This window comes from Campylobacter sp. 10_1_50, assembly GCF_000238755.1.
GTDB classification, from domain to species: Bacteria; Campylobacterota; Campylobacteria; order Campylobacterales; family Campylobacteraceae; genus Campylobacter_A; species Campylobacter_A concisus_R.
In genome coordinates, this window is sequence record NZ_JH414888.1 from 63,775 (window position 1) to 79,160 (window position 15,386).

Consider the following 15,386-nt stretch of genomic DNA (forward strand, 5'->3'; position numbering starts at 1 on the left):
TATACTAAGAAATATTAAATGCGGCTTAAGCATATTGCAATAAAAAATTATATTGTCTTAGAAAATCGCCTTAAATTTTCAGGAATTTTCTTAAGATACTCATCAAAACACATTGCAATATTTCGTATTATCAGCGTTCCTGTCTCATTTACGCTGATTTTATCTGTCGTAACATCGACAAATTCACTTAAATTCTTTAGCTCTTCAAGCTCATTTTTGAAATGTTCAAAGAAATTTATATGAAATTCATCCTCGACTGCCTTGATATTAAGCCCAAAATTACTCATCAAACTCATGATTACACTTTTTCTAAGCAAGTCTTCATCGCTTAGATAAATTCCCTTTGCATATGGCAACTTTCCACTATCGATCGCTTTTTCATACTCATCCATATCTTTATGATTTTGCGCGTAGTGTCTTTTGCACTCACCGATACTTGTGATGCCTATACCGATAAGATCAGCGCCACCCTTTGTCGTGTATCCTTGAAAATTTCTATGTAAAGTACCATTTGCCAAAGCGCCAAAAAGCTCATCATTTGGCTTTGCAAAGTGATCCATTCCTATCATTTTGTAGCCATTTTTAGTTAAAAACTCAGCTGTAAATTTTAAAATTTCAAGCTTCACTTCTGGATTTGGCAGGGTTGTCTCATCAAATTTACGCATTGACTTTTTTATCCATGGCACGTGAGCGTAGTTAAACACTGCAAGCCTATCAGGATCAAGTGTAAGAGCAAGCTCGAGCGTCTTTTTAAAGCTCTCCAGACTTTGGTACGGTAGGCCGTAGATCAAGTCCATGTTAATTGATTTTATACCCTTTTGCCTAGCCATTTTTACGGCATTTTGAGTGATCTCATAGGGCTGAATTCTATGAATTTCTTTTTGCACCTTCTCATCAAAGTCTTGCACACCGTAGCTTATGCGGTTAAAGCCGTGAGATATGAGCACATCAAGCTGCTCGTTTGTCAAAAATCTCGGGTCAATCTCGCAGCTTATCTCAGCCTCTTTTGAGAAATTTTTAAATTTAGCCTTGATAAGTTTGATGATCTCATCAAGCTGAGCGGCATTGTAAAATGTCGGAGTGCCACCACCAAAGTGCATCTGCAAGACCTCAGTGCTTGTGTCTAGGTGGCGAGCTAAAATTTCAAGCTCTTTTTCTATATATCTTATATATCTCTCTTTGCGGTCCTCTTTGCTCGTGTAGATGACGTTACAGCCACAAAAATAGCAAGCACTCCTGCAAAATGGCAAGTGCAAATAAAGCGAAAGCGGCCTTTTTTTATCGCGGTTTTCAAGCTCTTTTATGTAAGCCTCATAGCTAAATTTATCACTAAACTCCGGTGCCGTCGGATAGCTCGTATATCTTGGCCCTGGCCTTGAATACTTCACATACGCACTAAAATCAATCATCTGCCCTGCTCCTTGCCATTTGGATCATCTCTTTTATATCTACAAATAAATTTGGATGCTCTTTTTTGATATTTTTTACCAGCTTATCAAGGTCGATGTTAAACTGCCTGCTCTTTTTATCGTGAGCGATCTTTTTGATCTCATCCATCGCAACCACCCAAACATCGCTAAAATCAACCGGTATATTTTGCCAGATCGTCTTTTCAAGCCTTAGGTCAAAATTCTCTTTTTGCGACTCTTTTAAGGCCTCTATCAAAGCTGAGAGCGATTGTACAGAAATGACCGTGTGTAAATTTCGATTTTCATCAATGCCAAACCACGGCTCTTTCGAGTCCCAAGAGCCACTTTTTAAATTTAAAATGTGCTCGTTTGGATTTTTTGTTGAAACTATCTCAAAGACCGTTTTTTCAGGCTCACTTAGCCCAAGGTTATTACCGATCTCATCTATCTCATCATATATATTTTTCTCTTCACTCATCTTCTTCTCTCATCTAACCAGACCATCACGCCTTTTTGGGCGTGAAGTCTATTTTCCGCCTCGCTAAAAATTTCATCCGCGTGCCTCTCAAAGATCGCCTCGCTCACCTCGTAGCCTCTGTAAGCTGGCAAGCAGTGCAAAAATATCGCATCTTTTTTAGCTAGGCTCATCAAATTTTCATCCACACAGTATCCAGCAAAGTCTTTTAGCCTCTTTTCTTTCTCGGCCTCTTGACCCATCGATACCCAAGTGTCCGTAGTCACTACATCGGCACCATTTACCGCTTCTTTTATATCATTTGTGATAAAAATTTTCGCACCTGAAATTTTTGCGTTTTCATTAGCCATTTTTAAAATTTCAGCATCAACCTCGTAGCCTTTTGGCGTGGCGACTCTTAGCTCAAGCCCTAGTTTGCTTGCTAGCATGAGCCACGAGTGAGTCATGTTGTTGCCATCTCCTACGTACGCGACCTTCTCACCTGCGCTAAATTCTAGCATAGTGAGATAATCCGCCATGAGCTGCACTGGGTGAAATTTATCGCTTAGGCCGTTTATCACTGGCACACTTGAAAATTGAGCAAATTCTTCTAGCGTTTCGTGTTTATAGACCCTTAGCATAGCCATGTCGCACATCCTGCTTATCACTCTAGCGGTGTCACGTATAGGCTCGCCGCGACCTATTTGTATATCATTTTTACTTAAAAATAGCGCATATCCGCCAAGCTCATGCATGCCTACATCAAAGCTCACTCTAGTTCTAGTTGAACTTTTTTCAAATATCATAGCAAGCTTTTGGTCTTTAAGATATGGCTTAAATTCCCTAGCCTTCGCCTCTTTTTTGATCCTGCGGGCTAAATTTATCATCTGCTCGATTTCATCTTTGCTAAAGTCATTTAGCGTCAAAAAGTGCCTCATCTTAGCCCCTTAAAATTTTAGCCGCTTCTTTTGCGTGATAGGTGATGATCAAATTTGCCCCTGCTCTTTTAAAGCCGATTAATGTCTCCATCATGACGCGCTCATAGTCGATGATGCCAGCTTTTGCGCCAGCTTTTAGCAGTGCGTACTCGCCGCTTACATTATAGACGCAAAGTGGCAGAAGTGTTAAATTTCTTAGCTCTCTAACGATGTCAAGATAAGCAAGCGCTGGCTTTACCATCAAGATATCAGCGCCTTGCACCTCGTCTTGCAAGCTCTCATTGATCGCCTCCAAGCGGTTTGCGCTGTCCATTTGGTAGCTCTTTCTATCGCCAAAGCTTGGAGCGCTTTGCGCCACATCGCGAAATGGTCCGTAGTAAGCTGAGGCAAATTTGGTTGAGTACGCCATCACTGGTAAATTCTCAAAACCGTTGCTATCAAGTGTCTCTCTTAGTGTTGCGATGATACCGTCCATCATGCCGCTTGGTGCGATCATGTCGGCGCCATTTTGAGCGTGTATCAAAGCTTGTTTGGCTGAAATTTCAAGCGTTGCATCGTTGTCGATGGTGTTATGCACGTGGTCGATTATCCCGCAGTGGCCGTGGTCTGTGTATTCGCAAAAGCAAAGATCAGTGACGACTACTAAATTTGGAAATTTATCTTTTATGGCACGAAGCGCAGTTGCGATGATGCCATCGTTGCTTAGTGCGTCGCTGCCAACGCTATCTTTTAGGCTTGGTATGCCAAATAAAATGATCGATTTTATGCCTAAATTTACTATCTCTTCGCACTCTTTTAAAATTTCATCGATACTCATTTGATAGACGCCTGGCATCGAAGCAATCTCGTTTTTAACGCCCCTGCCCTCGACCACAAAGAGCGGATAGATGAAGTCATTTACGCTAAGGCTAGTCTCTCGCACCATGTCTCTCAAAGCTGGATTTATTCTTAATCTTCTAAAACGTTTAAACATATTTTTGCCTTTTCTTTGTTAAAATGCGTGATTTTTAGCTAGTTTAGCACAGTTGGAGTAAATTTAAAATGAAAATAGAAATTTCAAACGCCGCAAATCTACCCTCAAGATTTGGCACTTATAAGGTTCAAGCCTTTAAAGAAGGGGCAAAAGAGCACCTTGCGATCTACAAAGAGCCTCTAAGTGAAGTAGTAAATCTTAGAATTCACTCCGAATGCCTAACTGGCGATGCGATCGGAAGCCTAAAGTGCGACTGCCGCGACCAGCTTGAAGCGAGCCTAAAATATATAGAAGAAAATGGTGGCATGGTCATCTACCTGCGTCAAGAGGGCAGAAATATCGGGCTTTTAAACAAGATAAATGCCTACAACCTCCAAGACAAGGGCTTTGACACGATAGAAGCCAATCACCAGCTAGGCTTTAAGGCTGATGAGAGGACTTATGAGGTGGTTGATTTTATCCTAAATCACTACGGCATAAAAGAGGTAAATTTACTCACAAATAACCCTTTAAAACTTCACGGACTAAGCTCAGTAAAGATCGTAAAACGCGTGCCTATCGTCATCAAACCAAATAAATTTAACGAAGGCTACTTAAAGGTCAAAAAAGAGCAAATGGGGCACATCTTGTGATGAAAAATGAGCTTTGCTTGCCAGCAGTTTTTGACGAAAAAGTAAAGGCTTACGCTCAAATTTTTGCTAAATTTAATAAGGTTCATAGCTTAAGCAATTATAAAGATATAAGCAAACAGGTGCTTGATAGCATAAAGCCGCTTGAGATTTTTGACCTAAGTGCCAAAACGGCGATCGATGTGGGCAGTGGAGCTGGCTTTCCGGCGATATTTTTAGCCCTTGCGATGCCGCGCACTAAGTGGCACCTTTTTGAGCCGATAGCCAAAAAGTCGTCATTTCTAAGCTACGCTAAGATCGAGCTTGGCTTGCAAAATTTAGAAGTTCATAGCCAAAAGATCGAGCTTGCAGATAAATTTACGGCTGACCTCATCACCTCAAGGGCGCTTAGCAAGACAAAAGAGCTTATAAAAATTTGTAAGGGATTTTATGATGAGAGCACTAAATTTCTCATCTACAAGGGCTCAAGCGTCATGGATGAAATTTCAGGCATAGACGCGCAAATTTATAATGAAAAAAACAGAAACTACATATATTTTAATCTCAAAAATCAAGGGGAGATACGTTGAAATACTTGCTTTTTGTAGCGATTTTGGTTGCGATTTACATCATATTTTTTAAAAATAGAAAAAAAAGCGACAAGATAAGCACCAGCAACTTCGAGGAGTGCAGCAAATGCGGTGTCTTTAGCGACATCGACCAAATGGTGCTAAGGGACGGAAAATACATCTGTAAAGAGTGCATAAAGGGTGAGAGATGAAAATTTTGGGTGATGAGCTGATCAAATTTGAACCGCTATTTCTTTGCAAAAGCGAAGATGAAATTTCAAGCGGCAGGCAAAATCTCTTTAAATTTGATAGAAATTTGATAAAAAGGGCGTTAGAAGCTGGAGCAAGCTTTAGCATCATCGCAAATGACATCAACGAAGCTATCATCGCAAATGCCGCTGGAGCAAAATTTATTATTGCCGATATTACGCTAGCAAAAGATCTGGCAAAAGTTGCGCAAAACTACCTATTTGACGCACTTATCGCCGTTTTGATCCAAAGTGAAGCAAGCCTTTGCGAGCTTGCGAAATTTGAGATCGACGCAGCGATCCTGCCAAATGCTATAAAAGAATAAGGACAAAAATGGAAATTTTCAAAACCGCTTTTTTAATGGTTGCTTTGATGCTAGTTTTTATCGCTGTTGGCGGCTACGTGGGCGGCGAACAAGGCATGATGATCGCCTTTTTGATGGCAGCTGGCATGAACCTATTTTCATACTTTTTCAGCGACAAGCTCGTGCTAAAAAGATATAACGCCATTCCAGTTGATGAGAGCAACGCTCACGGCCTTTACGAGATCGTCTCTCGCCTCACACAAAAGGCGAATTTGCCGATGCCAAAAATTTACATCATCCCAGAAGAGGTGCCAAATGCCTTTGCCACAGGCCGCAACCCAAGTCACGCAGCCGTCGCAGTAACCGAGGGGCTTTTAAAAATTTTAAATGAAAACGAGATCGAAGGCGTGCTAGCTCACGAGCTAAGTCACGTAAGACACTACGACATCCTAACTGGCTCAGTCGCTGCTATACTAGCTGGGGCTATCGCAATGGTCGCAAATTTCGCCAAGATAGGCACCGTGGCAGGGCAAAATCAAAACTCGCAGCGAAACGCCAACCCAGTAATTATGCTAATCATCGCCGTTGTGATGCCTCTAGCTGCCACGGTCATCCAAATGGCGATCTCAAGGGAGCGCGAGTATAAGGCCGACAAAGGCGCAGCCTATCTAACAGGGCACCCAGAGTGGCTAGCCAGCGCACTAAGAAAGCTTGAAAACTACTCAAATTCTTACGTCATGCAAAACGCAAGTGAGCAAAGCGCACATATGTTTATCGTAAATCCATTTGGCTCGCTAACTAGCAAGCTTGGTGTGCTTTTTAGAACGCATCCTAGCACTAGTGACAGGATAGTTGAACTTCAAAGGCTGGAACGAGAAATCACAAAAGAAGTGTAATTCATAGCATAGTAGTAACTTTGATAAAAAGTCTATATTTTTACAAATCATTAATTTCATAAACCCAAAGCACAAATTTATTATAAAAAGTTATACTAACTGTACACCTACAAATAAGTAATTTAGATTTTAAAAATTTGCCACTGTGACGCCCTTTGCGCCGCGCTCTACTTGCAGTTTTGCAAGGTATGGCATCTTGTGCGTTTTGGTATGTGGTCTTAAGCTTACGTTAAATTTATCAGCATATTTTTGCATTTTGTCTAAGTTTTTTAGCACTATCTCCCTGTCTATGAGCAGTGCTGGAGTGTCTATTTCAGCGATTTTCATGAGCTATCCTTTCTTTTTTCTTAGATTTTAACTCTAATTATTTAAAAAAGGATAGCTTTTAGCACTTTAAATTTTCAAAGTGTTACTTTTAGGCCTTTCTTGCGCCGACCTTTGGTGCGTCAAACGCCCTGACACGTTTTGGCGTGCCTTTAAATTTCTCGACCTCGACAAGGCTCGTGTGGGCGGTGTTGCTCTGGCTCATCTTGCTTGATGGCACGTCTTTTGTGAGCACGTTTAAATTTCCGTGCAAGCAAAGGCTCTTCTCGCCTGGCACATCTGGGTCGTACCAAGCGCCCTCGCTCACGATGACGACGTTTTGTGGCACATCCTCGGTCACAAATGCACCGCACAAAATTTCGCCCCTGTCGTTGTAAATTTTCACCACGTCGCCCATTTTTATCCCTCTAGCCTCGGCTGTTTTTGGGTTTATAAGCACTGGTTCGCGCTCTGCGATCTCGTTAAAATGGCGAAGCACAGAGTTATTTAGCTGCGAGTGAAGTCTAAATTTAGAGTGCGCGCCGCTGATGGCGATAGGGTATTTTTTATTTTTTGCGCCCAGCCACTCAAAGGGCTCAAGCCACGTCGCATGCGGTGGGCAGTCGTCGTAGCCAAAGCCAGCGACCGTTTCAGAGTAAATTTCTATCTTGCCAGATGGCGTTTTTAGCGGATTTGCCACTGGATCGTCACGGAATTTCTTGTAGTTTGTAAAGTAGCGTTTTTTCTCATCGACCTTGTCAAATCTAAAATATCCCTTCTCCCAAAACTCATCAAAGCTTGGCATGCTCTCATACCCAAGCCCAGCAGCCTTTTTAACGGCATCTTCGTAAATTTCTTTGACCCATTCTAGCTCGCTTTTGCCCTCGCTAAATGCCTCTTCTCTGCCCCACTCTTTTGCGATCAGTCTTGCGATCTCGAAGTCACTCTTGCTCTCGCCAAATGGCGCGACAAGCGGCTTAATGGCAAATAGATATTCGTTTGTTGAGTTTGCCAGCTCTATGTCCGTTCGCTCGCACTCAAGCGCAGCTGGCAGGACGATGTCGCTAAATTTAGCCGTGCTCGTCCAAAATGGCTCGCAAGTGATGATCGCACTAACTTTTTGCATAGCTTTTATCGCTCTGTTGGTCTCTGGATGTCTTGTAAATGTCGAGCCGTTGGCGTTAAACATCACTCTGATCTTTGGTAGCTTGTAGCTCTTGCCATTTCTAGTTATCTCTTTGCCAGGGCTTAAAAGCGCGTCTATGAGCCTTGAGTTTGGAAGCTCATAACCCTTAGTCTTTGGCACAAGACCGCTATCAATGAATTTTTGTGGCACCTTCGTCTCAAAAGCCGCTAGTTTAGGCGCTATGAAGCTTTCATCGGCGTTTTTGTGCATGCCGTCATTTGTGACAAAGCCACAACCCTCTTTGCCGATATGTCCAAGCATCGCATTTAGCGTCACAAGCGCCCAATACGCCATCTCGCCGTGATCTTGCCTTTGGATGGCGTAGCCACTAACTATGACTGAGTCGTTTTTGGCTAGATCCTCGCTAAATTTCGCCAGCTCTTGCTCACTGACGCCACAAATTTTACTTGCCCAAGCTAGGTTTTTATTGACCCCATCTTTTGTGCCAAGCATATACTCTTTAAATTTATCAAAGCCAACGGTGTATTTTTCTATAAATTCTTTGCTATAAAGCCCCTTTTCAAAAAGGTAGTTGCACATACCTATCATCATCGCCGTATCGGTGCAAGGCACGACTTCAAGGTACTTTGCGCCAAAATATCTTGCGCTTTCGTTGTGATAAACATCAACGCTATAAATTTTCATCTCGCCGCTCTCGCCTTTTTTTCTGATCTCATCGTAGTATTTATATGAGTTGTGAAGCGGCACGCCAATGGCGATCTTGTTTGAAACGACTGGGTTTGTGCCCCAAAATACGATCGTTTTAGCATTTTTTAAGATAGCCTCCCACTTTGTTGGCGCTAGTGTTGGATCGATCGAGCCTGTGATGTGAGGCAAGATGACGGTCGCTGCGCCGTATGAGTAGCCACCAAGCTCATTTACGTATCCGCCAAGCACGTTAAGTAGCCTCTTTGCGGTCTTTTGGCTGTGACCAACTTTACCAAGGCTACCCCACTGATAAACCTGTCCGTAGATCGCTTCAGCGCCGTATTTATCAAAATTTTCTTTTAAAATTTTCGCACTTAGTTTTATCGCTTCGTCCCAGCTAACGCGCACAAACTCCTCTTTGCCACGAAGCTCTGGCTTTGGGTTGTTTGGGTCAGCCAAAAAGCTCTTTCTAACAAATGGATATTTTACACGGCTTTCATTTTGGATATGATCAAGAAGTGCGTTGTTTAGCTCATTTGGGCACGCATCGCCCTCAAACAGCTCAGTCTCTACAACGCGACCTGCGATAGTTTTTACATAAAATGGGCCAAATTTGTTCGCACTTAGCCCGCTTTGCCTGTCAAAGAGCGCCTGAGCTGCTCCGTCAAGCTCTTTTGCTTGAAGGCTTGCTGCACTTAAGGCACCAAGCTTTAAAAAGTCTCGTCTTTTCATTTTTTCTCCGATTTTGGTTAAATTTATTGTTTTTGGTTGGTTTTATGAGTTATAAATTTAGGGTTTTGTATTATTCTATAGTTAAAAGGCCTTGTAATGTAATACGCAAACTTGCGTCTAAATTGCGTTATTTTAGCCAAAAAAATATTAAAGGATAAGAAATGGTAGGATTTTATGTAAATGTAAAGTTAAAAGCTGGATGTGAGGCGAAATTTGAAGAAATTTTAAAAGAGATCGTGCCAGCTTCAAGAAAAGACAAAGGCTGCATAAGCTACGAGTGTGGCGTGGTTGCAGGCACGCAGCGTGAGTACTGCTTTATGGAGAGCTGGGAAAATTTAGAGAGCCAAAAAGAGCACATGAAGAGCGCTCACATGGTGAAAAACGCAGCTGCTCTGGAGGCTTGCAAAGAGAGCCAAGAAGTGAAAATAATAAATTTTGTAAGCGTAAAGGAATAATATTTGCTTAAAAAGGGGCAAAATTTAGAAAAATGAGCGAAGAAAAGATGCTTGAGATGATAAACGCGACTGCCGATATTATGTTTATGGCTATACTTAGAGGGCGTGTGAGCCTTGAAGCCTGCAAAAAGGACAAGGAGTTCATCGACGCTTTAAGAGAAGAGCTGCTTAGCAAAAACCCAAACAAGCTCAAAGTCGCGCAAGACTCGCACCAGATGATCGCCATTTTTGAAAAATACCGCAATAAAAAATAATCCATTTAAAATTTAAATTTATTTGCCGATATTGTGTTAAAGGATTTGACATGATAAACGCACTAAATGGATTTAATCAAAGCTTTAACTATCAAGACGCTTTTAGTAAGCAGCCAACGACTATCGCAAATTTAGGCAAGGTAAAAATTTCTCCTAACGCTCTAGACATCAAGCATCTATCGCTCTCTGGCTACTCGTCAAATGATAAAATTTCTATCTGGGGCAAGATAAATGGCATAGATAGTTCTATGGGTAAAGACGAAGTTGCTAGCCTTAAAAATTTCGTTGATAGCACGAAGCTTTGGCGAGCAAACTCCATTCTAACTAGCGAGAAAAACGGCTTTAGCGTAGATGAGTTTAACAAAACCTATCACATATCCGCTACTCTTGGCGCTCTAATCAATCACGACATTGGCGCACTTCATCTAAACCGTGAGGCTAGAAATTTGCTAGATTCTGATCTAAGCGTCGATAAATTTAAAGACAAATGGCTGGAATTTACCGCCGAAAGGATACTTGGCGAGCATGCAAATGTGAAAATTTCTTTTAAAGACGGTGCCTTGCACTACGAGCAAACATCGGCTAAAAAGCGCATAGAAATCCTAGGTCAAGCGATGGCGCATCGTGTAAGCTACGCTGATAAAAATAGCAAAGATGAGTTTTTGAAATTTTTAAAAACAAGCTATGAAAAGGGCGAAAATATCGCTGATGTGCTGCAAAATATCGCTCTTACGCCAGTTAGAGAAGATGGCGGTGAAGAGATAGAAGAAGAGAAATTTAAGCCTATGCAAGTTACCAAAAAGAGCGTGACCTACACGGATAAGGATATAAAACGCGAATTTTTTGAAGAATTTATCAGGCGCGAGGTCGAAAATGGCGCAAGCTTTGATGATCTAGTGCAAAAGCTAAACAAGCTAAAGCCAAAGGATATACTGGCTTAGCTTTAGGGTTTAAATTTTGGGGCTGGCTTGGCACGCTAAATTTATTTAGGCTTAAATTTAAAAAGCTAGCTTGACTTCTCAAATTTCTATTTATATTTAAATTTAAAGAACTAGCTTAGCTAACTAAATTTTTATTTAGATCTAAATTTCTGGAGGCTGACTTAGCTACTCAAATTTCTGCTTAATCTTAAATTTTAAAGAGCCAGTTTAACTCCCAAAAAAATCTACTCGGGCTTAAATTTAAAGAGCCAGCCAGCCCAGCCCCAAAAAATTTCTACTTCGGATTATTTATACTTATCACCATATTTTTCTCATCAAGATATAGCTTTGCGGCCTCTTTGATATCGTCATTTGTGAGCGCTTTGACCGCATCTATATACTCATCAGCCGTGTAAAGTGGCGTGTTAAAAATTTTATTTGAGATGATGAGATTTTGCCAAAACTCAGGCTTTTCGTAATCTTTTTTTATAGAAATTTCACTCTGCGCCTTAAAATCCTCCAAATGCTTTGGCATAAGCGCGCCACTACGCTTGATGCTAGCCATTATCTCCTTTATCTCGGCGATAATCTTGTCCGTATTTGCAGGGTCGCAAGTAAAGCCGATCACCGCCTTTGAGTGCTCATACGGATAGCGAGCGAGCTTCGCGTTTAGGCTAAAGCCGTAAGTTTGGCCTTTGTCCTCTCTGATCTTTTCTCGAAGCGCCGTTTTTAAGACCGAGCTTAGCGCTCTTAGCTTGACCACCTCTTTGAAGCTGTATTTTGTATCTAAATTTACGATATCCACGCTCACATCACTTCTTTTTGTGCTTTGATACTCTCTTTTAAAGGTGTGCTGCCCCCTGATACTTCGCACTCCGTCATCTTTAAAATTTTCAGCCTCGCCAAGCTTAGGCAAGGTAGCGATATACTTTTTAACAAGTGGCAAAAGCCTCTCTTCGTCGGTGTCGCCGATGATTACGAAGGTATATGAGGCTGCGTTTGTAAATTTATCTTTGATGATAGCTTTTAGCTCATTTAGCTTTAGCGCATCGATCTGCGCCATCTCAATGGGCGCTACACGCTTGTTGTTTTCGTAAAAAAACTTGCTAAATTCGGTGCTAAATTTATATTCAGGTAAATTTTGCTCTTTAGCTAGCTCATCTTTTGCTCTTTGCTTTATCCTCTCAAGCACGTTTGCATCGGCTCTTGGGGAGCTAAACTCTAAATTTATAACAGCTAGTAGCGAGCCAAGATCACCACTGCTTGAAGAGCCGTAAATGCCCTGTATAAGCGCCTCTATGCTCTTTTCGTAGCTTACTATCTTGTCGTTTAGCACCTTTGAAAGCTCGTAGTTGTTAAATTTGCCAACGCCACTTTCATTTGTAAGCGCAACTGCAAAGCCACCAAGCTTAGGATCGGCAAGATCTGAAGTGCCACCCTTGCTAATGGCTGCAAACAAGATGCTATCTTTTTTGGTGGCTAGTGGCTTAAAGATGACTTGCGAGCCATTTGGCAGCTTATAAGTGTAGATGCCATGCTTTTGATCAAATTCGCTAGAGACTATATCTTTTGGCTCTAAATTTTCATTGCCAAGGCTCTTATTTAGGCTCTGGCTAACTAAATTTGTATCGTAAGGTTTTGCCTCATCTTTTAGCTTCAAAAAGGCATCTTTGCTAAGTTTAAAGCCATCTTTACTAAAGACCCTCACGCGCTCATCAGGTATGGCTAAAATTTGCTTAAATCTAGCATTAACATCCTCTAGCGTGATCTCGTTTAAGAGCTTTAGGCTAAGGTTTTTGCTATCTTCATCGCTTAGCACAAAGCCGCCATTTTCTATCATATTTAAAATTTCACTTGCATAAACGCTTGATTTTTTAGTTTTTGAGCGTTTAAATTTAGCCTCTACGTTTGCCACAAACGCCTTTTTCACATCGGCAAAATCGTCTTTATTAAAGCCAAATTTCTCAATGCCTTTTAAAACACCCAACATATCTTTAAGGCTAGCGTTAAAATCATCTCCGATCACATTTGCCTCAAAGCTATAAATTTTTTGCTTTGCTTGAAGCGTTTGCGCCATAAAATCAACACTTAAATTTGATGAATTATTTGCATTTTTTTGCTCATAAAGCATATTTATAAGGCTAGCTATTAGCGCATCTTTTAAATTTCTCTTCACATCAGCCTCATCCAAGACTGGCTTAAATTTATCAAAAAAGCTAAGTCTTACAAACTGAGCTGCCGTCTCGTTTGCGTCGTAGTTAAAGACATTTAGCCCATCTTTAAAAGCGATGCTTTTATCTGGATGAACGTATGAGTTGCTGTTTTTTGCTGCGCTAAAGTTTTTCTCTATCAGAGCTTTTATCTCGTTTTTATCAAAGTCGCCAACTGCTACAAAGCTCATAAATCTTGGCTGATATAGCCTCTCGTAAAACTCTTGCATGTGCTTAGCATCCACGCTTTTTATCACGTTCATATCGCCTATAGGCACTCTTTTTTGATAGATGCTGCCAGCAAAGATGTCCTTGCTCTGGGCAAGATAGAGCCTATATGCTGGCGTGTTTCGCTGGCGCTCCTCCTCCATTATGACGCCACGCTCCTTATCAAGCTCGCCTGTGTCGATCTTTACGCCATCGATCCAGTTTGAAAAGACCTTAAAAACATCATTTAAATTTTTCTCATTTACATTTATGCTTAGCGTGTAGCTCGTCTGATCGTAGCTTGTTTGCGCGTTTAGATCAGCGCCAAATTTGACCCCAAGGCTCTCAAGCTGTTTAATGAGCTCATTTTTGCTAAAGTCACGGCTACCGTTAAACGCCATGTGCTCCAAAAAGTGCGCAAGACCTTGCTCACCATCTCTCTCATCGGTCGAGCCTGAGCTTACGACTAGGTAAAATATGGCTGTATTTTGCGGGAGTTTATTCTCTTTTATATAGTATTTAAGCCCGTTTTTTAGCTCGCCACTTAGCATATCTTTGTCATTTTGCAAGGCAAAGAGGCTAAGCGCTAGGCATAAAAGTAGCAGAATTTTTCTCATAATCCGTCCTTTAAATTTCTATGTAAAAGCGGATTTTAGTATAAATTTTAAAATGCAAGATAAAGCTAGCCTGCTAAATTTGCAGGCTAGTTGGGAGGTGTTATTTTAGTTCGTATTTTTTAAGCAGTGCGTCGTAGCTGCCGTCTTTTTTCATCTCATCTAAAATTTGATTTATCTTAGCGATAAGCTCGCTCTGCTTATTTTTGTCAAAAGCGATTGAAAAGCCCTCGCTACCATCAACCTCTTTGAAAAATGCCTCTACTTCAGGGTTTTTCTTGATAAAGCCATAGCCGATCGAGCTATCAAGGATAACCGCGTCAAATTTGCCAACCTTTAGTCCCATGATGAGTGGCACAGTATCCTCTGAAGGTACTACTTTTGCGCCATTTATCGCATTTGCAGCTAGCTCTTGGATGGTGCCTTGTTGCACGCCTACTTTTTTGCCAACTAGCTCCTCTTTAGCTTTTAAAGCGTCGTTGCCTTTCTTCTTTAGGTAGATGTTTTCAGTTAGGTAGTATGGCTTTGTAAAGTCGATCGACTTTAGTCTGTCTGGAGTCGCGCTCATCGCACTTATGATGCCATTTATCTTGCCAGCTTTAAGCGCTGGGATGAGGCCATCAAAGCTCATATTTATGATCTTGTATGAAAAGCCAGCACGCTTTGAAATTTCATCTATCAGATCGATGTCAAAGCCTGTTATTTTGTTGTTTTCATCGATGTATTCAAATGGCGGGTAGTTTGCCGCTGTACCAAATTTTAGCTCGTTTGCACAAAGAGCAACAAAAGCTGTCAGTAAAAGAGCAAAGATCTTTTTCATGTCTATCCTTTAAAGTGATTTAAAGCCCTAATTATCGGCATTTATCTATTAAAATTTGTTTAAATTTAACGCAATGACAGAAATTTACAATTTTAATAAAGCTTGTCTTTGCAAATTTTAAACTTTCACTCACTCCTAAGAATTGACTACTGATTTTAGGTCTCGCAAAGCTTGCCACTAAAATCAGAGCCGAAATTACTCGCACATGAAATTTTAAAATTAAAGGTAAGCTTTTTAGAATAAACCGCATGCAGTGCTTCAGCACCATTGCATGCACCTTGAACGTCGTAGGGGTTGGGGGATTGTTAAGGGGGAAGGGAGCTTCTTTTCTTCGCAAGCTCGCAACTGCAAGCAGACCGTAATTCAAGCCTCTTCCCCCCTTAACAATAAAATTTATAATTTGTTTTGTAGTCTTATTTAAACAAATTTGAGTTTGTTTAAAACTCTAAAGAAAGAAGTTAAAACCTCTTCTTCCTAACCTCTTCAACTATAGCTTTAGCCATCTCATCTACTTCTGATGTTACTTCATTTGCTTGGTTAGCAATTACAACATTTTCTTTTGTTAGATTATCTATTTGTAGCAACTGATTGATTTATCATATTTATGCCTTCACTTTGCTCTTTGATTGATTCACTC

General features: G+C 41.0%; 16 protein-coding genes. 8 read left to right on the forward strand and 8 right to left on the reverse strand.

What is annotated here, in order from left to right:
- Positions 1 to 47 precede the first annotated feature (47 nt).
- The 4 genes from hemN to hemB are packed head-to-tail and all read right to left on the reverse strand — an operon-like array spanning position 48 to position 3,774.
- On the reverse strand, positions 48 to 1,409 hold the full coding sequence (gene hemN / locus HMPREF1019_RS04615; RefSeq protein WP_009294545.1) for an oxygen-independent coproporphyrinogen III oxidase: 1,362 nt from the start codon (positions 1,407 to 1,409) through the stop codon (positions 48 to 50).
- Entirely contained in the window at positions 1,402 to 1,887 is a 486-nt protein-coding gene (locus HMPREF1019_RS04620; protein WP_009294547.1) for a DUF2603 domain-containing protein, read from the reverse strand. The genes hemN and HMPREF1019_RS04620 overlap by 8 nt, the downstream gene beginning before the upstream one ends.
- Positions 1,884 to 2,801: an ornithine carbamoyltransferase gene (argF, locus tag HMPREF1019_RS04625; RefSeq protein ID WP_009294548.1), complete on the reverse strand. Its 918-nt coding sequence runs from the start codon at positions 2,799 to 2,801 to the stop codon at positions 1,884 to 1,886. Before argF ends, HMPREF1019_RS04620 begins: the two co-directional genes overlap by 4 nt.
- A gap of 1 nt (position 2,802) precedes the next feature.
- Complete coding sequence (gene hemB, locus HMPREF1019_RS04630) at positions 2,803 to 3,774, reverse strand: porphobilinogen synthase (RefSeq protein ID WP_009294551.1); 972 nt, start codon at positions 3,772 to 3,774, stop codon at positions 2,803 to 2,805.
- A 68-nt stretch (positions 3,775 to 3,842) separates the two neighbouring features.
- Here hemB and ribA point away from each other — a divergent pair, with 68 nt between their 5' ends.
- From ribA to htpX, 5 genes are read left to right on the forward strand one after another with little or no spacing between them, the layout of a single operon-like run.
- The gene (gene ribA, locus HMPREF1019_RS04635; protein ID WP_009294552.1) at positions 3,843 to 4,406 is read left to right on the forward strand and encodes a GTP cyclohydrolase II; all 564 of its coding nucleotides are present in this window, start codon (positions 3,843 to 3,845) and stop codon (positions 4,404 to 4,406) included.
- Positions 4,406 to 4,972, forward strand: a complete 567-nt coding sequence (gene rsmG, locus HMPREF1019_RS04640; RefSeq protein ID WP_009294553.1) for a 16S rRNA (guanine(527)-N(7))-methyltransferase RsmG — start codon at positions 4,406 to 4,408, stop codon at positions 4,970 to 4,972. Before ribA ends, rsmG begins: the two co-directional genes overlap by 1 nt.
- The gene (locus HMPREF1019_RS04645; protein WP_009294554.1) at positions 4,969 to 5,163 is read left to right on the forward strand and encodes a hypothetical protein; all 195 of its coding nucleotides are present in this window, start codon (positions 4,969 to 4,971) and stop codon (positions 5,161 to 5,163) included. The genes rsmG and HMPREF1019_RS04645 overlap by 4 nt, the downstream gene beginning before the upstream one ends.
- Positions 5,160 to 5,525 (forward strand): hypothetical protein, encoded by a 366-nt coding sequence (locus HMPREF1019_RS04650; protein ID WP_009294555.1) that lies wholly within the window; start codon positions 5,160 to 5,162, stop codon positions 5,523 to 5,525. Before HMPREF1019_RS04645 ends, HMPREF1019_RS04650 begins: the two co-directional genes overlap by 4 nt.
- Positions 5,526 to 5,533: 8 nt before the next feature.
- A complete protein-coding gene (htpX, locus tag HMPREF1019_RS04655) occupies positions 5,534 to 6,400 on the forward strand; it encodes a zinc metalloprotease HtpX (protein WP_009294556.1) in 867 nt (288 codons plus the stop codon).
- A gap of 129 nt (positions 6,401 to 6,529) precedes the next feature.
- Here the strand turns inward: htpX and HMPREF1019_RS04660 are convergent, their stop codons facing one another.
- Together HMPREF1019_RS04660 and HMPREF1019_RS04665 are read right to left on the reverse strand one after the other, a co-directional pair.
- Complete coding sequence (locus HMPREF1019_RS04660) at positions 6,530 to 6,727, reverse strand: threonine aldolase (RefSeq protein ID WP_009294557.1); 198 nt, start codon at positions 6,725 to 6,727, stop codon at positions 6,530 to 6,532.
- 88 nt (positions 6,728 to 6,815) lie between these two features.
- Positions 6,816 to 9,269, reverse strand: a complete 2,454-nt coding sequence (locus HMPREF1019_RS04665) for a molybdopterin-dependent oxidoreductase (protein WP_009294558.1) — start codon at positions 9,267 to 9,269, stop codon at positions 6,816 to 6,818.
- A 161-nt stretch (positions 9,270 to 9,430) separates the two neighbouring features.
- On the opposite strand from HMPREF1019_RS04665, the gene HMPREF1019_RS04670 reads away from it, so the two are divergent.
- Genes HMPREF1019_RS04670 through HMPREF1019_RS04680 form a run of 3 tightly spaced genes read left to right on the forward strand, consistent with a single transcriptional unit; the run spans position 9,431 to position 10,919 of the window.
- Complete coding sequence (locus HMPREF1019_RS04670) at positions 9,431 to 9,724, forward strand: putative quinol monooxygenase (RefSeq protein ID WP_009294559.1); 294 nt, start codon at positions 9,431 to 9,433, stop codon at positions 9,722 to 9,724.
- Positions 9,725 to 9,756: 32 nt separating this feature from the next.
- Entirely contained in the window at positions 9,757 to 9,978 is a 222-nt protein-coding gene (locus HMPREF1019_RS04675) for a hypothetical protein (RefSeq protein ID WP_002941152.1), read from the forward strand.
- Positions 9,979 to 10,028: 50 nt separating this feature from the next.
- Entirely contained in the window at positions 10,029 to 10,919 is an 891-nt protein-coding gene (locus HMPREF1019_RS04680) for a hypothetical protein (RefSeq protein WP_002941066.1), read from the forward strand.
- Positions 10,920 to 11,193: 274 nt separating this feature from the next.
- On the opposite strand, the gene HMPREF1019_RS04685 is transcribed toward HMPREF1019_RS04680, so the two are convergent.
- The gene (locus tag HMPREF1019_RS04685) at positions 11,194 to 13,932 is read right to left on the reverse strand and encodes a M16 family metallopeptidase (protein WP_009294561.1); all 2,739 of its coding nucleotides are present in this window, start codon (positions 13,930 to 13,932) and stop codon (positions 11,194 to 11,196) included.
- 100 nt (positions 13,933 to 14,032) lie between these two features.
- Positions 14,033 to 14,749 carry a basic amino acid ABC transporter substrate-binding protein gene (locus HMPREF1019_RS04690; protein WP_009294562.1) on the reverse strand — a complete coding sequence of 239 codons (717 nt, stop codon included), beginning with the start codon at positions 14,747 to 14,749 and terminating at the stop codon, positions 14,033 to 14,035.
- Positions 14,750 to 15,386: the final 637 nt, after the last annotated feature.